This is a genomic window from Pseudomonas azotoformans (genome assembly GCF_900103345.1).
GTDB classification, from domain to species: domain Bacteria; phylum Pseudomonadota; class Gammaproteobacteria; order Pseudomonadales; family Pseudomonadaceae; genus Aquipseudomonas; species Aquipseudomonas azotoformans.
Map to the genome: position 1 here is coordinate 6,103,566 of NZ_LT629702.1, position 19,678 is coordinate 6,123,243.

The window sequence follows — 19,678 nt, forward strand, 5'->3', positions numbered from 1 at the left end:
ATGCTGACTGGGCCACACAGAAGATCCAAATGTGGGAGGGGGCTTGCCCCCGATGAGTGCGTGTCAGTTGATACATCTGTAGCTGACACACTGTTATCGGGGGCAAGCCCCCTCCCACATTGGGTTTTCGGTTTATCCAGCCGGTAGCACTTCCAACACACAAATCACCCCTGACTCGGGATAGTGCCAACGCACATCCACATCCCAGAACTGCGCCCCGTATTCGCGTTCCGGCCCCGGCACCTGATACGCCGGCCGTGGATCCTGCGCCAGGCACTGATCAATCAGTTCAACCAGAGGCTCGCCAAGGCGCTGAGCATGCTCTTGTGCCTGTTGCAGCGCAGTCTTCAGCCACTGCACGGGGATCAGTTGCGGCGCTGCGCTGGCGATGCTGTTGGTGGCCGTGTCGACAATGTCGGCATACGGCACATACGGCTTGATATCCAGGATCGGCGTGCCATCCAGCAAGTCGATCCCGGAAATCCACAGGCGCCCCGGTTCCACCTTGTCCAGCTTGACCACCGACTGGCCGATGCCGTTGGGGCGATGGGTCGCACGGGTGGCAAACACGCCCATGGATGTGTTGCCGCCCAGGCGCGGCGGGCGCACTTTCAGGCGCGGCTTGTCTTCCAGGGCCTGGTGGAACAGAAACAGCAGCCACACATGACTGACCTGCTCCAGGCCCTGTACCGCTTCCCCCCCGTCGAACGGCGCCACCAACTCCAGCACGCCGCGCGCGGCGGGCGCCAACTGCGGTTGGCGCGGGATGGCGAACTTCTCCTTGAAACAGGAGCGCACGAAGCCGACGGGCGAGACGTGGTAACTCATGGCTTACGCACGAACCCGCAGGGTCAGCCCCTTGAGGAAATTACGCAGCAACTGGTCGCCGCACGGACGGTAGTTGGTGTGGCCGAACTTGCGGAACAGCGCGCTCAGTTCCGGCTTGGACACCGGGAACTCGGCGGCCTTGAGGATGGCATGCATGTCGTCTTCCTTCAGCTCAAAGGCCACACGCAGTTTCTTGAGGATGATGTTGTTGGTCACCGGCGTCTCGATCGGTTGCGGTGGACGGCTTTCGTCCTTGCCGCGCTTGAAGATCACCAGGCCATCGAGGAAGTGGGCCATGACTTCATCCGGGCAGAACACGAAGCCTTCTTCCTCGTCTTTCTTGAGGTAGGTGAGCAGGTCGTCCTTGGTCACGTCCATGCCGCCGAGCTTGATGATCTCGACCATCTTGTTGTCGCTGATGTCGAGCATGTAGCGCACGCTGCGCAGTACGTCGTTGTGAATCATGGTGGGCAATCCTGGTATTCAACTGAGGACACCGCCAGTCAGGCGGTGTCGGAAAAAGGGCGGCGGCTTAGAACTTCTCTTTGCCGGACAGGTAACGCCACTGGCCGACCGGCACTTTGCCGATGGACACGCCACCGATGCGGATACGGCGAATGGCGATGACTTTCAGGCCAACCGCTTCGCAGAACAGTGCGATCACGCCCGGCTGCGGGTTTTTCATCGCGAAACGCAGGCGGTTTTCGTTCTGCCAACTGGCTTTGACGGCCGGCAGCTCCTTGCCTTTGTAGGTCAGGCCGTGGTTCAGGCGGTTGAGGCCGTGGGCAACCATGTCGCCTTCGACCTCCACCACGTATTCCTGCTCGATCTTGGCCGCATCGGCAGTCAACTTGCGCAGGATCTTCCAGTCCTGGGTGAACACCAGCAGGCCGCTGGCCTTGGCTTGCAGGTCGGCGCTGGCGGTCAGGCGCAGGAAGTGTCCCTTGAGCGGGCGCTTGCCGAAGCGGTGTTCTTCGGAGAGTGTTTCGGCGCTGATCGACGCCATGGCTGTTTCCGCGTCTACGCCGGCGGGGGCGTGCAGCAGGATGGTCACCGGCTCGGGCGCGGTGGCCTTGGCATCCGGGTCCAGCTCGACCTTCTGGGTGGTGACCTTGAACTGCGGTTCGTCGATCACTTCACCGTCCACCGAGACCCAGCCGCCTTCGATGAACAGTTCAGCCTCCCGACGGGAGCAACCGACCAGTTCGATAAGGCGTTTGGAGAGGCGTATGGGGTCAGTCATGACAAGGGCCGTAACAAAAGGGGGCGGCTATTGTACCTGTGTGGGCGCGGTTAATCCCGGCTCCATTTCATTTAGCCTTGGCGGGTATGTTGTTGTATCTGGCGCAAACGCATATGCAGTAACGGATAAGGCTGGCCGAGCCCATCATGCTCCGTGCGTCCGATCACCTCGAAACCTTGTTTGAAGTAGAAGCCCAGCGCCTGGTGATTTTGTTCGTTGACGTCCAGCGCTTCGGCGTTCAAGTGCTCGATTGCATACCGCAGCAATTGCCGGCCCAGGCCACCACCCCGGTGCTGCGGGTCGATAAACAGCATCTCGACCTTGCCGGCCGCTACCCCTGCAAACCCGGTGATGCGTTGGCGGGAGTCCTTGGTGCAGATCAGCATCACGGCATCCAGGTAGCGGGACAGCACCAGGTTTTTCAACAACTCGATGTAAGTGTCTGGCAGAAAGTCATGGGTGGCACGCACCGAAGCTTCCCAAATCCGCGCCAATTCGGTGTAGTCGCTGGTTTTAGGTGTGTGGATAACCGAATGCTGACGCATGCCCGCTGCCTCTTGCCGATGATCGGCGCTGATGGGCAAAACGATAGACCTAAAAAAGCCCCGCATCTTGTCCAGAAGCAGGGCTTTTTGATTTTTTTACACCGATCAGTCGCGCTTTTCAGCCCATAGGTCGTATTCATCGGCATCGGTCACGGTGCACCAGACCTTGTCGCCTGGTTTCAAACCGCTGGCATCGTCGATAAACACGTTGCCGTCGATCTCCGGCGCATCGAAGAAGCAACGGCCGACTGCGCCTTGCTCGTCGACTTCGTCGATCAGCACTTCGATCTCCTTGCCGATACGCAGTTGCAGGCGCGCCGAGCTGATGGCCTGCTGGTGCGCCATGAAACGCTCCCAACGGTCCTGCTTGACGTCGTCCGGCACTACGGCCAGGTCCAGCAGGTTGGCGGGGGCGCCTTCCACCGGCGAATACTGGAAGCAGCCGACGCGGTCCAGTTGGGCTTCGGTCAGCCAGTCCAGCAGGTACTGGAAGTCTTCTTCGGTTTCGCCGGGGAAGCCGACGATGAAGGTCGAGCGGATGATCAGCTCCGGGCAGATCTCGCGCCAGTTCTTGATGCGCGCCAGGGTCTTGTCTTCGAAAGCCGGGCGTTTCATGGCCTTGAGCACTTTCGGGCTGGCGTGCTGGAACGGGATGTCCAGGTACGGCAGGATCTTGCCGGCGGCCATCAGCGGGATCAGTTCGTCCACGTGCGGGTACGGGTAAACGTAGTGCAGGCGCACCCACACACCCAGGCTGCTCAAGGCTTCGCAGAGTTCGGTCATGCGGGTCTTCACCGGTGCGCCGTTCCAGAAACCGGTGCGGTATTTCACGTCGACGCCGTAGGCGCTGGTGTCCTGGGAGATCACCAGCAGCTCTTTGACGCCGGACTTGACCAGGCGTTGGGCTTCGTCGAGTACGTCACCGACCGGACGGCTGACCAACTTGCCGCGCATCGACGGGATGATGCAGAAGCTGCAGCTGTGGTTGCAGCCTTCGGAAATCTTCAGGTACGCGTAGTGGCGCGGGGTCAGCTTGATGCCTTGCGGCGGCACCAGGTCGATCAGCGGGTTGTGGTCCTGGCGCGGTGGCACCACCTCGTGCACGGCGTTGACCACCTGTTCGTACTGCTGCGGGCCGGTCACGGCCAGCACGCTCGGGTGCACGTTGCGGATATTGCCTTCTTCCACGCCCATGCAGCCGGTCACGATGACCTTGCCGTTTTCCTTGATGGCTTCGCCGATCACTTCCAGGGACTCCGCCTTGGCCGAGTCGATGAAGCCGCAGGTGTTGACCACCACCACGTCAGCGTCCTGGTAGGTGGACACAACGTCATAGCCTTCCATACGCAGTTGCGTGAGGATGCGCTCGGAGTCGACCAGAGCCTTCGGGCAACCCAGGGAAACAAAGCCAACCTTGGGGTTGGCTTTTGCGATGGTGGTGGACATGTCTAACCTCGGTATTGAATGACGCCGCCCGTCGGGCACGACAGGGCTGCGGACGGGCGCTTGGTGCGCCTCTGATCAAAAAGTGCGCAATTCTAGCGACGGGCAGCGCACTTGACCAGCTTTATGCAGGGAAATGCGACGAGTGCTTCTTTGCGCTATTCAAGCCGCCGTTATCACATTCTTAGTCCCAACCCTTCCAAGGTCTTTAGGTAGAACAGGCGATAAATACCCTGTGGCGCGCGGGCTTGCTGTGGTGAGCGGGCTTGCCCCGCGTTGGAGTGCGTAGCGCTCCCAGTTTTTTTGGGCTGCTTCGCAACCCAACGCGGGGCAAGCCCGCTCGCCACGGATTGTTTTTTAACCTTTACTACATTTATCCAAAATGCCCTGTTACCTATGACCGGTTGCACAAAACCACGCCCAAATCACTTGAACAGCGAAATGCGACGAGTGCTGCGCTATGCTTCGCGCCGTTGTGCGTAGGTAAAACCCTAAGGTCAACAAAACGTCTGTTACGAGAAGTAAAACGGCGCATGCTAGGGTCAGCTTAGACGCGTTGTTAATAAAAGACCGCAGGTCAAAGGGCAGGAGTGGTTGATGGGTCACGCGAGTAGTCAGGCAGCAGGTGCCGAGCAGTCAAACGCCAAGCCGATTGGCATGCTGGTGGCAGCGGTCGGGGTGGTTTACGGCGATATCGGGACCAGCCCGCTGTACACCCTCAAAGAGGTGTTCAACGGCGGTTATGGGGTTCAGGTCAACCATGATGGCGTGCTGGGGATCCTGGCGCTGATCTTCTGGTCGTTGATCTGGGTGGTCTCGATCAAGTACATGCTGTTCGTGCTGCGTGCCGATAACCAGGGCGAGGGCGGCATCATGGCCCTTACGGCTCTGGCACGGCGGGCGGCGGGGGAGCGCAAGAAGCTGCGCAGTTTCCTCGTGGTGTGCGGCCTGTGTGGCGCGGCGCTGTTCTATGGCGACAGCATGATCACCCCGGCGATTTCCGTATTGTCCGCGGTGGAGGGCCTGGAACTGGCGTTCGATGGCCTGGAGAAATGGGTCGTGCCCATCGCCCTGGTGGTGCTGGTGGCGCTGTTCCTGATCCAGAAGCACGGCACCGATCATATCGGCAAGCTGTTCGGGCCGGTGATGGTGACCTGGTTTCTGGTGCTCGGCGGATTGGGAGTGTATGGCATCACCCTGCACCCTGAAGTACTCAGTGCCATGAACCCGATGTGGGCCATACGCTTCTTCGAGGCTCACCCCGGCATTGGCGTAGCCATCCTCGGCGCGGTGGTGCTGGCACTGACCGGCGCCGAAGCGCTGTATGCCGACATGGGCCACTTCGGGCGCAAACCTATTGCCCGGGCGTGGTTCATGCTGGTGCTGCCGGCGCTGGTGCTCAATTATTTCGGTCAGGGCGCCATGCTGCTGGGTGATCCGGAAGCCGCGCGCAACCCGTTCTACCTGCTGGCCCCGAGCTGGGCGCTGATCCCGTTGGTAGTGTTGTCCACCCTGGCCACGGTGATCGCGTCCCAGGCGGTGATTTCCGGTGCGTTCTCGTTGACGCGCCAGGCGATCCAGCTGGGTTACATCCCGCGTATGCATATCCAACACACCTCCAGCGCCGAACAGGGCCAGATCTACATCGGCGCGGTGAACTGGTCGTTGATGGTCGGCGTGATTCTGCTGGTGCTCGGCTTCGAATCCTCCAACGCGCTGGCATCGGCCTACGGCGTGGCGGTGACCGGCACCATGCTGATGACCACCATCCTGGTGTCGGCGGTGATGCTGCTGCTGTGGAAATGGCCACCGATCCTGGCCGTGCCGGTCCTGGTGTGCTGCCTGTTGGTCGACGGCCTGTATTTTGCCGCCAACGTGCCGAAGATCATCCAGGGCGGCGCCTTCCCGGTGCTGGCGGGGATTGTGCTGTTCGTGCTGATGACCACCTGGAAGCGCGGCAAACAACTGCTGGTGGAGCGCCTCGACGAAGGCGGCCTGCCGCTGCCGATCTTTATCGGCAGTATCCGCGTGCAGCCGCCCCATCGCGTGCAGGGTACCGCCGTGTTCCTCACCGCGCGCCCGGACGCCGTGCCCCACGCGCTGTTGCACAATCTGCTGCATAACCAGGTGTTGCATGAGCAGGTGGTGCTGTTGACGGTGGTCTACGAGGATATTCCCCGGGTGCCGGCCGCACGGCGCTTCGAGGTGGACTCCTACGGCGAAGGCTTCTTCCGCGTGATCCTGCACTTTGGTTTTACCGATGAGCCGGACGTGCCTGAAGCGCTGAAACTGTGTCACCTCGATGACCTGGACTTCAGCCCGATGCGCACCACCTACTTCCTCAGCCGCGAAACCGTGATCGCCTCGCGCATCAAGGGCATGGCCCGTTGGCGCGAAGCGTTGTTCGCCTTTATGTTGAAGAACGCCAACGGCAACCTGCGCTTCTTCAAACTGCCGGTCAACCGCGTGATCGAGCTGGGCACCCAGGTCGAAATGTAGCGGCAGCCACACGGGAGCCGGCAATCGGCTCCCGCTTTTCCTTCTGAACCCTGTGCAATCCAGCGTTGTCGACTAGGCTCTAGGCACCGTTGTGTAGGAGCAAGCTTGCTCGCGAAAACTTCAACGATAACGCGTAAATCCTGGATGAACGCGGTGACATTGAGACCTTCGCGAGCAAGCTCGCTCCTACAAAAGTGCCCAAAAAGCCCAGACCAGAAGAGGTGCGCCATGAGTCAGCTGCTCGAACCCTACACGCTCCGTCAATTGACCCTGCTCAACCGCATCGCGGTCTCACCGATGTGCCAATACTCAAGCGATGACGGCCTGGCCAATGACTGGCACCTGGTTCACCTTGGCAGCCGTGCCGTCGGCGGCGCGGGGCTGATTTTCACCGAAGCCACCGCCGTGACCGCCGATGGCCGCATCACCGCCCAGGACCTTGGCCTGTGGAACGATGCCCAGATCGAACCGCTGCAACGCATCACGCGTTTCATTGCGGCCCAGGGCGCAGTGGCCGGCATTCAACTGGCTCACGCCGGGCGCAAGGCCAGCACCCACCGGCCGTGGATCGGCAAGCATGGCAGCGTCAAGCCGGAGGACGGCGGCTGGCTGCCGGTGGGGCCGTCACCGATCGCCTTCGACCCCCAGCACACCCAACCCAGGCAGTTGGACGAAGGGCAGATCCAGCAAGTGATCGCCGATTTTGTCGCCGCGGCCAAGCGTGCGCTGACCGCCGGTTTTGAAGTGGTGGAAATCCACGCGGCCCATGGCTATCTGCTGCATCAATTCCTGTCACCGATCAGCAACCAACGTCAGGACCAGTACGGTGGTTCGTTCGAAAACCGCATCCGCCTGGTGCTTGAGGTGACCCAGGCAGTGCGTGAGGTCTGGCCCCAGGAACTGCCGCTGTTTGTGCGGGTATCGGCCACCGACTGGGTGGAAGACGGCTGGAACCCGGATGAAACCGTGGAACTGGCGCGTCGCCTGAAAGACCTGGGCGTGGACCTGATCGACGTTTCGTCTGGTGGCACCGCCGCCAATGCCGAGATACCCACCGGCCCCGGCTACCAGACCCGCTTCGCCGAGCGCGTGCGCAAGGAGTCGGGCATCGCCACCGGCACCGTAGGCATGATCACCGAGCCGGCCCAGGCCGAGCACATCCTGCGCACCTGCCAGGCGGATATCATCTTCCTTGCCCGTGAGCTGTTGCGCGACCCGTACTGGCCGTTGCACGCCGATGATGACCTGGGTGGGCGCAAGGCAATCTGGCCGGCGCAGTACCAGCGCGCAACCCATCGTGACCAGCCCATCCATGAGTCAGATTTGAGAGATTGAGCCCTGACACGCTCCGCCGAAACCCACCCTGATCCGGTGGGTTTTTTTGCGTTCATCGCGTGGGATCGCGCTGTAGGTATTTGTTACCGATGTAATTATTTAAGTGATTACTCTAAAAAAATCGCACGCTTGGCGAGATCGTTTCTACGCTTAGGGTAAGCCTGATTTCTGGCCCAGGAAGTCAGTCGGTTTTCCCACGCAGACGTTGCGCTTAAGGGGAGGAGGGTAATGGGCACCAGGAGTATTTGATGGATATCAGGAGAAGCAGTCCATGGCCAAGTCCTATGGTGTAGCGGGTGCGGTAGCGTCTTTTCTGACCCGCAGGGTGTCTTTGCGTGGCCGAAGGTTGAGCTCGGATGAGGTGGAGCTGCTGGCGCAGTACCGCGCGCTGACCGAGAACGATCAGGTGGCGATGCGTTATTTGATTGGGGCGATGAAGAGTGTGTCGCGGTTCTGAACTTGTAGGAGCTGGCTTGCCTGCGATGTCGTCAAGCCAGCTCCTACGTGGGGATCAAGTGTACTTGCGCTGGTCCGGTGCCGGCGGGAAGTACTGGTACAGCCAGGTTTCGCTCAAGGTGCGGTCCTGGGTGCGAATGAACAGGCGCAGTTCCACCGGCTCCACGCTGTCGCTGGTCGGGTACCAGTCGAACAGGATGCGGTAGCCCTTGATGTTATCCAGTACCAGCACGCTGAAGTCCTTCACCTGGCCATGGGAACAGGTCACCACCGGCTCGATGCCGGTGCCCGGCGGCAGGCGGTCCAGGCCGCCGCCCTTGAAGTCCACGGCAAAGCGGCGCGCCCAGACTTCCGGGTAGTGCTCCCCCGGTGCCCAGCCTTCGGTGAAGCCACCTATGCCCGAACGGGTTGCATCGACTTGCGCCAACGGCGTGCTTACCGGCGGCAGGGCACTCCAGTACAGCTTATAGCCGTAGTTGAGCGAGTCGCCAGCGGCCACGGGTGTTTTCGGCGTCCAGAAGGCTACGATGTTATCGAGCGTCTCGCCGGTGGTCGGGATTTCCAGCAGGTCGATCGAGCCTTCGCCCCAGGCGGTGGTCGGTTCGACCCATAGGCTCGGGCGCTTGCTGTACCAGTCCACGGTGTCCTGATAGCTGGCGAATTCGTGGTCGGTCTGCACCAGGCCGAAGCCTTTCGGGTCTTTATCGGCAAATGCGTTGAATTGCAGCTTGACGGGATTGTTCAGCGGGCGGCAGATCCACTCGCCGTTGCCGCGCCACATGGCCAGGCGGTCCGAGTCGTGGATCTGCGGGTGGATGGTGTCGCACATGCGGCGCTCGTGGGTGCCGCAACTGAACATACTGGTCATCGGCGCGATACCCAGTTGTTCGATGGTGGTACGTGCATTGATATGCGCGTCGATGGCCATCACCACCTGGTTGGCCTGGCAGTCGATATCGAAGCGGTACGCACCGGTGGCGCTTGGCGAGTCGAGCAGGGCGTAGACCACGAAGCGGGTGGCGTTCTTGTCCGGGGTTTCAAACCAGAACTGCGTGAAGTCGGGGAACTCCTCGCGTTTTTTCGCATAGGTGTCGATGGCCAGGCCACGGGCAGAAAGGCCGTATTGCCCGGTATTGTCCACCGCGCGGAAGTAGCTGGCGCCGAGAAACGACAGTACGTCATGGCGGTCCAGTTCCGGCGCCTTGAACAGCTTGAAGCCGGAAAAGCCCAGGTCGCCGGTCAGCTGTTTGGTGTCGACCGTGGTTTTTTCGTAGTTGAACAGCGAAGGACGGAAATGCACCCCACGGGCTTCGCGGGTCTTGGGGTCGACGCTGTGCATACGCACCGGCGTCTTGAAGCCCATGCCGACGTGGAAGAACTGCACGTCCAGTTGGCCGTTCAATTCTTTCCACAGCGAATGGTTGCCGTCGTAGCCGATGGCGTTGAAATTCTGCGGGGTCATGGTCGCCAGCGTGGGCGGCAGCACCTGTTTGGTGTCCTTGTAAGCGGTCCCGGCGAGTTGTTTGGCCTGGGCCTTGAGCGTGTCGAAGTCGAACGCCACGGCCTTGCCATCGGCAGCACGGTTCCCGGCCCAGGCCTGGGCGGCGAGCAGGCCGCTGGCCGACAACCCGGTGTAAGCCGCAATGGCCATGGACGCTTTGAGCAAATTCCTGCGGTGCATAGAGACAACCTGTCGTGAGCAAATCCCGCGCCGTTCCTGGCACGTAGCGGATCAGAAATTACGGTTCGGACATGCCTTCGACCAAACGCAACGGACATTAAACAGACGCCGGATAGCTTAAGCGGTTCGATGACGTAGGAAAATTGATTGATAGCGGGGTGATGGCATTGCAAGTGCGACAAGACATTTCCAATTCTGTGGCCAAAACATTACTTACGAAATATGAAGATCCAAAGGTGGGAGGGGGCTTGCCCCCGATAGCGGTATGCCAGTCACTGAATATTGCGCTGGTCCACCGCAATCGGGGGCAAGCCCCCTCCCACATTTAGACTGCATTTCAGGTGACTTCACCCACTGCTCTGAACGCCTCATCAATCGCCGCATGGGCATACGCACTCCACGCTGCATCCGAGTTGGCGATGCTCACATGCCCCAGCGGCTTTTTCGCCAGCTTCATCCACGCTTCGGTTTCATCGGCATCATCGAACAAGCTGTTGGAGAAGCTCGCATAACCGTGTGACCAGCGGTTGACAGTGATCGCCAGAATATCGGTCTGATGGTTGAAACCACCGGGCCCGAGCATGCGTTGCAGCTGGTCACGCAACTGCGCTTCCAGTTGTTCGAACGTCTGCCCATACAACTTGCCACGCCCGGCGCGGGCCTGGTCGCGGGCGTTCATGCCGCTGTTGGGGCTGGTGGGCACGTAGACCATGTGCAAGCCGATCGGCTGCGTCGGGTCGCGCGGGTGGTCATAGCCGCCCATGCTCACCGGGTAGTCCAGTTTGATTCGGCTGTAGGGCTGGGTTGCCGCGTAAATCTCGTGCACGCCGAGCTTCTGGAACGACTGCCAATTACGGATCACCACCTTGGTGTACACCAGCGGGTACTTCACGTTCTGGCTCAGGGCGTGCGCTTGCGGTGCCGGCAAATCTTTCAACAGATACGGAATCATCATGTTGTAGCAGGCCAGGATGCAGCGTTTGCCACGCACTTGTGCGAGTTGTCCGCCACGGCTGTAGCCGATATGCACGCCGTCGCCGACGTTACGCACGCTGACCGCCGTGCTGTTCAGTCGCAGGCGTACGGCGGCCTTGGGCTGGTCGAGCTTGGCGTAGTCGAACGCCGCCAGCACGATATCGTCCATGGTGTGCCCTGGTGCCACGCCCGGGATCAGGCTGCGCACCAGCAAGCGCGCCACCGACGCATTGCCGTCCGGGAAGTGATAGATGTAGGGCTCTTCCATTTCAGCAGCGGCTTCTTCGCTGATCGGCGCCAGGTTCATCCCGGCAAAACCGGGGAAACCCACGTTGTAGGCATCCGCCGACGCCACCGCATCAATGCTCAGGGCCATGAAGTCATTGGTGCGGCTCTGGAAGTACTTCACCGCGCCTTCCGACAGGCCGACGTTCTTCAGCAGGAAATCGCGGTAGCTGGTGGCGGCCAGGTAGTCGGCCTTTTCTTTGGCGGTCTTGCCTGGCAGGTAGTCCTTGGGCGCGGTGTGCAACTCGACCAGCGCCTGGCGGTCTGCCGCTGGCAACGGGAAGTCATTGATGAAGTCGCGGATGGCCCGTGCGTTGAGTTGGTCGGGGGCGATGTCGTCGGCGACCATCGGCGTCGGGTCGCCGGTCACCAGTTTGTCTTCGCCGAAGTTTTCCTTGTCGAAAAACACCCCGCGCGACAGCCCGAGACCGGGGTAGAACTGGCGGTCGAAGGCGGTTTCGAAGCGCTTGATGTTCACGCCGAGCTTTTTCAACAGCCCGTTCACTTCCTTGCTGTACAGGTGGTTGGGCGACTGGAACGCCTCGCTGCCACCGTAGCCGATGATCATGCGGCCACCGGCCTGGAATTCATTGCGCTTGGCGTGGCCGCCGAAGTCGTCGTGGTTTTCCAGGATCAGGATCTTCGCCTTGGGGTGCTTCTCGCGGTAGAACCACGCCGCCGACAATCCGCTCAAGCCGCCGCCCACGACCACCAGGTCATAGTGCTCGGTGATCGGCAGTTTGTCGGTGTCGAACACCTTCTTTTCCCAGCCCATCTGGTGCGCTACTTCGAACGAGCCGGCGTGGCTGCCGCGCAGGCCGGTCAGGGCAGGAGGGTAGTAACGACCGTCGGGGGCGGCTTGCAGGATTTGCAGTGGGGTCATGCCGGCGGCGAGGGTGATAGCGACGCCGTTGAGGAAGTCGCGGCGGGTGATATCCATGGGGGACCTACGAATATTTATTGTTATAGGGAGATCCCCTGTGGGAGCGGGCTTGCCCGCGAATACGGTGTGTCAGTCGACATAGGTATGTCCGATGTCATGCATTCGCGAGCAAGCCCGCTCCCACAGGGGGGGCGGATCAGTGCTTGAACATCACATGCCGCACGGTGGTGTAGTCCTCCAGCCCGTACATGGACATGTCCTTGCCATAGCCGGACAGTTTCTGACCGCCGTGAGGCATTTCGCTGACCAGCATGAAGTGGGTGTTCACCCAGGTGCAGCCGTACTGCAGACGTGCGGCCAAGCGATGGGCGCGTCCTACGTCGGCGGTCCACACGGACGAGGCCAGCCCGTAGTCCGAATCGTTGGCCCAGTCCAGCACCTGAGCTTCGTCGCTGAACTTGGTCACTGATACCACCGGCCCGAAGACTTCGCGGCGCACGATCTCGTCGTCCTGCTGTGCGTCAGCCAGCACGGTCGGTTCAAAGAAGAAACCATTGCCTTCCACGGCCTTGCCACCCGTGATCAGGCGAATGTGCGGCTGTGCCACGGCGCGCTCGACGAAACCCGCGACACGGTCGCGATGCTGCGCGGTGATCAATGGCCCCAACTCGGTGGCCGGGTCATCCTGCAATCCATACTTGATGCTGGCGACCGCCGCACCGAGCTTCTCGACAAACGCATCGTAGATATCGGCCTGTGCATAAATACGGCACGCCGCCGTGCAATCCTGGCCAGCGTTATAGAAGCCGAAGGTGCGGATGCCCTCGACGGCGGCGTCGATATCCGCATCGTTGAAGATGATCACCGGCGCCTTGCCACCCAACTCCATGTGCATGCGCTTCACGCTGTCGGCGGTGCTGGAGATGATGTTTGCGCCGGTGGCGATGGAACCGGTCAGCGACACCATGCGCACTTTAGGGTGGCTCACCAGCGGGCTGCCCACGGTAGGCCCACGGCCGAACACCAGGTTGAGCACGCCGGCCGGGAAGATATCAGCGGCCAGTTCGACCATGCGCAAGGCCGTCAGCGGGGTTTGCTCCGACGGCTTGAGCACCACGGTATTACCGGCGGCGAGGGCCGGGGCGATTTTCCAGGCGACCATCATCAGCGGGTAGTTCCACGGCGCGATGGACGCGATCACGCCCACCGGGTCGCGGCGAATCATCGAGGTATGGCCGGGCAAATATTCACCGCCGGCCGAACCGCTCATGCAGCGGCTGGCGCCGGCAAAGAAACGGAACACGTCGGCAATCGCCGGGATTTCATCGTTGAGCGCGGCGCTGTAGGGCTTGCCGCAGTTGTCCGATTCCAGCTTGGCCAGTTCTTCGCCGTGGGCCTCGATCACGTCCGCCAGTTTCAGCAGCAGCAGCGAACGATCCTTGGGTGCGGTTTGCGACCAGCCTTCGAAGGCCGCATCGGCGGCGCGCACGGCGGCGTCGACCTGGGCTTCGCTGGCTTCCTTGATTTCTACCAGTACGCGGCCGAGCGCCGGGTTGAATACAGCCTGCGCCGGGCCTTCGCCTTCGACCAGGTGGCCGTTGATCAGTAGTTTGGTTTGCATGGTCTTCTCCTCAAATTTATTGTTGTTTCCCTGAAAAAACCGGCTCTAAATGTGGGAGCGGGCTTGCTCGCGAATGCAGTGTGTCAGTCGAAGCATGTGTGTCTGATGGACCGCATTCGCGAGCAAGCCCGCTCCCACATTTGAATCGCGTTTCTCCAGTCGCAAAGCTATTTACCGCCACTCCCGGCCACGCTTTCACCGCCGCGGGTCAGGTAGTAGGCACCGAGAATCGGGAACATCGTCACCAGCATCACCAGCATCGCCACCACGTTGGTCACCGGCACGTCGCGTGGGCGGCTCAGTTGGTTGAGCAGCCACAGCGGCAAGGTGCGTTCGTGGCCGGCGGTGAAGGTGGTGACGATGATTTCGTCGAACGACAGCGCAAAGGCGAGCATGCCGCCGGCCAGCAGTGCCGAGCCCAGGTTGGGCATGATGATGTAGCGGAAGGTCTGCCAGCCGTCGGCGCCCAGGTCCATCGAGGCCTCGATCAGGCTGTGGGAGGTGCGGCGCAGGCGGGCGATGACGTTGTTGTAGACGATCACCACGCAGAAGGTCGCGTGGCCGACGATGATGGTGAACATCCCCGGCTCGATGCCCAGCGTCTTGAACGTCGCCAGCAGCGCGATACCGGTGATGATCCCCGGCAGCGCAATCGGCAGGATCAACATCAGCGACACGCCTTGCTTGCCGAAGAACTCGCGGCGATACAGCGCCGCCGAGGCCAGGGTGCCGAGGACCATGGCGATCAGCGTGGCGATGGCGGCGATCTGCAGCGACAGCTTGATCGCCTCCAGTACGTCCGGCCGTGCGAACGCCACGCTGAACCACTTCAGGGTGAAGCCCTGGGGCGGAAAGCTGAACGCGGCTTCTTCGGTGTTGAAGGCATAGAGGAAGATGATCAGGATCGGGAAGTGCAGAAACACCAACCCGCCCCAGGCGGCGATCTTCAGGCCTAGTGAGGATTTTTCAGAGTGCATCGAAGGCCCCCAGGCGTTTGACGATGGACAGGTAAACCGCGATCAGCACGATCGGCACCAGGGTGAACGCTGCGGCCATGGGCATGTTGCCGATGGCGCCTTGCTGGGCGTAGACCATGCCGCCGACGAAGTAGCCGGGCGGGCCGACCAGTTGCGGCACGATGAAATCGCCCAGGGTCAGCGAGAAGGTGAAGATGGAACCGGCGGCAATCCCTGGCACCGACAGCGGCAATATCACCTGCATGAAGGTCTGGCGCGGTTTGGCGCCCAGGTCGGCCGAGGCTTGCAGCAGCGAGGGCGGCAAGCGTTCCAGGGACGCCTGGATCGGCAGGATCATGAACGGCAGCCAGATATAGACGAACACCATGAACCGCCCCAGGTGCGAGGTGCTCAAGGTACTGCCGCCCACGCCGGGAATGCCCAGCACGAACTGCAACACCGGCTCCAGGCCCAGGTGCTGCACGAACCACTGCGCCACGCCGCCCTTGGCCAGCAGCAAGGTCCAGGCATAAGCCTTGACGATATAACTGGCCCACATCGGCATCATCACCGCGATGTAGAAGAACGCCTTGGTCTTGCCCGTGGTGTAGCGTGCCATGTAGTAGGCGATGGGGAAGGCCACGATGGCGCTGGCGATCGACACCACGATCGCCATGCTCAGGGTGCGCACGATGATGTCGAAGTTCGACGGCTGGAACAGCGCGGCGAAGTTGGCCAGGGTCAGGTCTGGCGTGACCGCCATGGTGAAGTCGTCGAAGGTGTAGAAACCCTGCCACAGCAGGGTCAGCAACGAACCCAGGTAGATCGCGCCGAACCAGATCAGCGGCGGCACCAGCAGCATCGCCAGGTACAGGTTGGGCTTGCGGTACAGCAGGTTGGAAAACCTGCGCATCGGCGGGTGGGAAATAGCCAGGCTCATGTCACACCTCGCCTGCTCTGTCGGTCAGCGGGGTCATGGCTTCCCGCGCCCAACGGGCGGTGATGGACTGGCCGACCTGGTGGCCGCTGCTGATGTCCAGCCACTGGTTGTTGGCCTGGCTGATGTTCAACGCCTGGCCGTTTTCCAGTTTCAGCTCATAGCGGGTGGCGCTGCCCTGGTACTGGATATCGTGGAGCAAACCGCTGATTTCCACTTCGCCGACGCCCAGCGGGCCCTCGGCAAACCGCACGTGTTCCGGACGGATCGAAAACGGCTGCGCGCTGCCGCTGAGGCGCTGGGCCAACTCGCCACGAATCACGTTGGAGGTGCCGACGAACTCGGCGACGAACGCGGTGGCGGGTTTCATGTAGAGGTTGCGCGGGGTGTCGACCTGTTCGATGCGACCTTTGTTGAAGACTGCGACGCGGTCGGACATCGACAGCGCTTCGGTCTGGTCGTGGGTCACGAAGATAAAGGTGATACCCAGTTGGCGTTGCAGCTTTTTCAGCTCGCTTTGCATCTGTTCGCGCAGCTTGAGGTCGAGGGCACCCAGGGGTTCATCCAGCAGCAACACCCGTGGACGATTGACCAGGGCGCGGGCCAGGGCGACCCGTTGGCGTTGGCCACCGGAGAGCTGCACCGGCTTGCGCTCGCCGTAGCCGCCGAGGGCGACCATGGCCAGGGCTTCTTCGGCGCGGTTGAGGCGCTCGGTCTTGCCCACGCCCTTGACCTTGAGGCCGTAGGCGACGTTGTCGCGCACATTCATATGGGGGAACAGCGCGTAATCCTGGAACACGGTGTTCACGTCGCGCTGGTACGGCGGCAAGCCGGCGGCTTCTTCGCCATGGATACGGATCGAGCCTGCGCTCGGCTGCTCGAACCCGGCGATCAGGCGCAGGCAGGTGGTCTTACCCGAGCCGGAAGGGCCGAGCATGGAAAAGAACTCGCCGTCCTGGATATCGATGGAAACCCGGTCAACGGCTTTCACTTCGCCGAACTGACGGGAAACGTGGGTGAATTGGACTGCAAGCGTCATGGTGCGGTGCTCCGAAAAGGCGCGGGTCGTCGCAGCGGCCCGGCCTGGACTTCTGAAAAAACAATGCGGTACTGAGATGTACTCGGCCCAGTGTGGGAGGGGGCTTGCCCCCGATGACTGTGCACCAGTCGACACAAGTGTGTCTGATGTACCGCTATCGGGAGCAAGCCCCCTCCCACAGGAGACCTCTGTTGTCTGGGAGACCTTAGCGGCCACCCATGATCGCGATGTAATCCTGTGTCCAGCGGCTGTACGGCACGAACTTGCCGCCTTCCGCCTGCGGGGTTTTCCAGAAGGCGATCTTGTCGAATTGGTCGAACCCGTTGGTCTTGCAACCTTCGGCGCCGAGCAATTCGCTTGCCTGGCACGCCGCCGGCACCGCCGGCAGGGAGCCGAACCAGGCGGCCACATCACCCTGGACCTTTGGTTGCAGCGACCAGTCCATCCACTTGTAGGCGCAGTTCGGGTGCTTGGCCTCGGCGTGCAACATGGTGGTGTCGGCCCAACCGGTGGCGCCTTCCTTCGGAATGGTCGAGGCAATCGGCTGCTTCTCGTTCTGCAGGCCGTTGACCTGATACGGCCAGGCGCTGGAGGCCACCACGCCTTCGTTCTTGAAGTCACTCATTTGCACGGTGGTGTCGTGCCAGTAGCGGTGGATCAGCGGTTGCTGGGCGCGCAGCAATTCGAGCACGGCCTTGTACTGGGTTTCGGTCAGTTCATAGGGGTTCTGGATGCCCAACTCCGGCTTGGTCGACTTGAGGTACAGCGCCGCGTCGGCGATGTAGATCGGGCCGTCGTACGCCTGCACGCGGCCTTTGTTCGGCTTGCCGTCCGGCAGGTTCTGCGGCTCGAACAGCACATTCCAGCTGATGGGCGCGGTCTTGAATACATTGGTGTTGTACATCAGCACGTTTGGGCCCCACTGGTACGGGGTGCCGTAGGTTTGCTGGCCGACCACGTACCACGGCGCGTCTTTCAGGCGGGGGTCGATGTTCTTCCAGTTGGGGATCAGTGCGGTATTGATTGGCTGCACCCGTTTGCCGACGATCAGCCGCAGCGAAGCATCGCCGGACGCGGTCACCAGGTCATACCCGCCCTTGGCCATCAGGCTGACCATTTCGTCAGAGGTGGCGGCGGTTTTCACGTTGACCTTGCAGCCGGTTTCCTTCTCGAAACCGCTGACCCAATCGTAGGCCTTGTCGCTTTCGCCGCGTTCGATATAGCCGGGCCAGGCGACGATATCCAGCTGGCCTTCACCGGCACCCACCGCCTTGAGCGGTTCGGCGGCCTGGAGGCTGGCGCTGGCCAGCAGCGCGGTAGTCAAAGCACTGAGCAGTGCGGTCTTGTGCGCAGACATGGGGGTTCCCTCTTCTTTAATTATGGTCGGGGCAGTTGTTTGAACCGGTAACGCAAGAGCTTAGTTGTTGTTTTAAAGATGCTGGCCATGGCGCGCCATGATGTGCCGCACCACGCTGTAGTCCTGCAGCGAATCGCTGGACAGATCCTTGCCATACCCCGAGCGCTTCAAGCCGCCGTGGGGCATTTCGCTGACCAGCATGAAATGACTGTTGATCCAGGTGCAGCCGTATTGCAGGCGCGAGGCTACTTGCATGGCCTTGTCCAGGTTCTGGGTCCACACCGACGAGGCCAGGCCGTATTCGGAGTCGTTGGCCCAGTCCACCGCCTGTTCCAGCTCGTCGAAACGCGTCACTGTGACCACTGGGCCGAATACTTCACGCTGCACGATTTCATCGTTCTGTTTGCAGCCGGCCAGCAGCGTCGGCTGGTAATAGAAGCCCGCGCCGGAATGCACGGCGGCGCCGGTGATGCGTTCGATATGCGGCTGGCCGAGGGCGCGTTCGACAAAACTGGCCACGCGGTCGCGCTGGCGAGTGCTGATCAGCGGGCCCAACTCGTTGTCGGCGTCGCGCTTGCCGGCAAAGCGCAGACTGCTCACGGCGGCGCCAAGCTCGGCGACCAGTTTGTCGTGGATACCGGCCTGGGCGTAGATGCGGCATGCGGCGGTGCAGTCCTGGCCGGCGTTGTAGTAACCATAGGCGCGCACGCCTTCGACCACGGCTTGCAGGTCGGCGTCGTTGCACACGATCACCGGCGCCTTACCGCCCAGTTCCAGGTGCGTGCGTTTCAGGGTCTTGGAGGCGGCCTGCAGAATCTTCTGCCCGGTGACGATATCGCCGGTCAGCGAGACCATGCGCACCTTGGGGTGGCTGACCAGATGGCTGCCGACGCCTTCACCGCCGCCACACAGAATGTTGATCACGCCGCGTGGCAACAGGTCTTTGAGCACTGGGGCAAGGGCGAGGATCGACAGCGGCGTGTGTTCCGACGGCTTGAACACCAGCGTATTGCCAGCGGCCAGGGCGGGGGCGATTTTCCACGCGGCCATCATCAGAGGGTAGTTCCACGGCGCAATCGAGGCCACCACGCCAATCGGATCACGGCGCACCATGCTGGTGTAGCCCGGCAGGTATTCACCGCTGAGTTGCCCGGTCTGGCAACGCACCGCCCCGGCGAAAAAGCGGAACACATCGACGGTGGCACTCAAGTCGTCCTGACGCGCCAGGTGCAACGGCTTGCCGCAGTTCAGGGATTCCAGGCGGGCCAGGTAATCGGCTTGCTTTTCGATGGCATCGGCAATGCCCAGCAGGATGTTCGAGCGTTGCTGCGGCGTGGTGCGCGACCAGCCGGCAAAGGCGCGGTGGGCGGCAAGGATCGTGCTCTCGACCTGCTCGGTGCTGGCTTCGGCGATCTGGGTGAGGACTTCACCGGTGGCCGGGTTGAGGATCGGCTCGGCAAAACCCTGGCCCTGGACCAGTTCGCCGTCGATCAGCAACGCAGTAAGCAGCGGGGTGGGCGCGCCGGACATTTTTCGCGATCTCTTTTCTTGTGTGGCCATGGGCGTTCTCTTACAAGGCGCCCGGCCTTCTCTTA

16 protein-coding genes are annotated in these 19,678 nt (G+C 61.6%); 3 read left to right on the plus strand and 13 right to left on the minus strand.

Annotated elements, in window-relative coordinates:
* Positions 1 to 132 precede the first annotated feature (132 nt).
* From tsaA to rimO, 5 genes are all read right to left on the minus strand, one after another.
* Positions 133 to 828, minus strand: coding sequence for a tRNA (N6-threonylcarbamoyladenosine(37)-N6)-methyltransferase TrmO (gene tsaA, locus BLR69_RS27665; protein ID WP_071492649.1), 696 nt, complete (start codon positions 826 to 828; stop codon positions 133 to 135).
* 3 nt (positions 829 to 831) lie between these two features.
* Entirely contained in the window at positions 832 to 1,293 is a 462-nt protein-coding gene (locus BLR69_RS27670) for a YehS family protein (RefSeq protein WP_010212675.1), read from the minus strand.
* 67 nt (positions 1,294 to 1,360) lie between these two features.
* The gene (locus BLR69_RS27675) at positions 1,361 to 2,071 is read right to left on the minus strand and encodes an rRNA pseudouridine synthase (protein ID WP_071492648.1); all 711 of its coding nucleotides are present in this window, start codon (positions 2,069 to 2,071) and stop codon (positions 1,361 to 1,363) included.
* Positions 2,072 to 2,142: 71 nt separating this feature from the next.
* Positions 2,143 to 2,616, minus strand: a complete 474-nt coding sequence (locus BLR69_RS27680; protein WP_071492647.1) for a GNAT family N-acetyltransferase — start codon at positions 2,614 to 2,616, stop codon at positions 2,143 to 2,145.
* 105 nt (positions 2,617 to 2,721) lie between these two features.
* Entirely contained in the window at positions 2,722 to 4,062 is a 1,341-nt protein-coding gene (rimO, locus tag BLR69_RS27685) for a 30S ribosomal protein S12 methylthiotransferase RimO (protein WP_003231334.1), read from the minus strand.
* A 594-nt stretch (positions 4,063 to 4,656) separates the two neighbouring features.
* On the opposite strand from rimO, the gene BLR69_RS27690 reads away from it, so the two are divergent.
* The 3 genes from BLR69_RS27690 (at position 4,657) to BLR69_RS27700 (ending at position 8,350) form a co-directional block, all read left to right on the plus strand.
* The gene (locus tag BLR69_RS27690; RefSeq protein WP_071492646.1) at positions 4,657 to 6,558 is read left to right on the plus strand and encodes a potassium transporter Kup; all 1,902 of its coding nucleotides are present in this window, start codon (positions 4,657 to 4,659) and stop codon (positions 6,556 to 6,558) included.
* A 228-nt stretch (positions 6,559 to 6,786) separates the two neighbouring features.
* Entirely contained in the window at positions 6,787 to 7,893 is a 1,107-nt protein-coding gene (locus BLR69_RS27695; RefSeq protein WP_071492645.1) for an NADH:flavin oxidoreductase/NADH oxidase, read from the plus strand.
* Between the two features lie 271 nt (positions 7,894 to 8,164).
* A complete protein-coding gene (locus BLR69_RS27700; protein ID WP_071492644.1) occupies positions 8,165 to 8,350 on the plus strand; it encodes a hypothetical protein in 186 nt (61 codons plus the stop codon).
* Positions 8,351 to 8,404: 54 nt separating this feature from the next.
* Here the strand turns inward: BLR69_RS27700 and BLR69_RS27705 are convergent, their stop codons facing one another.
* From BLR69_RS27705 to BLR69_RS27740, 8 genes are all read right to left on the minus strand, one after another.
* Positions 8,405 to 10,030, minus strand: a complete 1,626-nt coding sequence (locus BLR69_RS27705; RefSeq protein ID WP_071492643.1) for a glucan biosynthesis protein D — start codon at positions 10,028 to 10,030, stop codon at positions 8,405 to 8,407.
* Positions 10,031 to 10,367: 337 nt separating this feature from the next.
* Positions 10,368 to 12,230, minus strand: coding sequence for an NAD(P)-binding protein (locus tag BLR69_RS27710; protein WP_071492642.1), 1,863 nt, complete (start codon positions 12,228 to 12,230; stop codon positions 10,368 to 10,370).
* 139 nt (positions 12,231 to 12,369) lie between these two features.
* Complete coding sequence (locus BLR69_RS27715) at positions 12,370 to 13,794, minus strand: gamma-aminobutyraldehyde dehydrogenase (protein WP_071492641.1); 1,425 nt, start codon at positions 13,792 to 13,794, stop codon at positions 12,370 to 12,372.
* Positions 13,795 to 13,961: 167 nt separating this feature from the next.
* Positions 13,962 to 14,771, minus strand: a complete 810-nt coding sequence (locus BLR69_RS27720) for an ABC transporter permease (RefSeq protein WP_025856826.1) — start codon at positions 14,769 to 14,771, stop codon at positions 13,962 to 13,964.
* Complete coding sequence (locus BLR69_RS27725) at positions 14,761 to 15,690, minus strand: ABC transporter permease (protein WP_071492640.1); 930 nt, start codon at positions 15,688 to 15,690, stop codon at positions 14,761 to 14,763. The genes BLR69_RS27720 and BLR69_RS27725 overlap by 11 nt, the downstream gene beginning before the upstream one ends.
* Position 15,691: 1 nt before the next feature.
* On the minus strand, positions 15,692 to 16,726 hold the full coding sequence (locus BLR69_RS27730) for an ABC transporter ATP-binding protein (RefSeq protein WP_071492639.1): 1,035 nt from the start codon (positions 16,724 to 16,726) through the stop codon (positions 15,692 to 15,694).
* Positions 16,727 to 16,931: 205 nt separating this feature from the next.
* A complete protein-coding gene (gene ydcS, locus BLR69_RS27735; RefSeq protein WP_071492638.1) occupies positions 16,932 to 18,083 on the minus strand; it encodes a putative ABC transporter substrate-binding protein YdcS in 1,152 nt (383 codons plus the stop codon).
* Positions 18,084 to 18,155: 72 nt separating this feature from the next.
* Positions 18,156 to 19,613 (minus strand): gamma-aminobutyraldehyde dehydrogenase, encoded by a 1,458-nt coding sequence (locus BLR69_RS27740; protein WP_071492637.1) that lies wholly within the window; start codon positions 19,611 to 19,613, stop codon positions 18,156 to 18,158.
* Positions 19,614 to 19,678 lie beyond the last annotated feature (65 nt).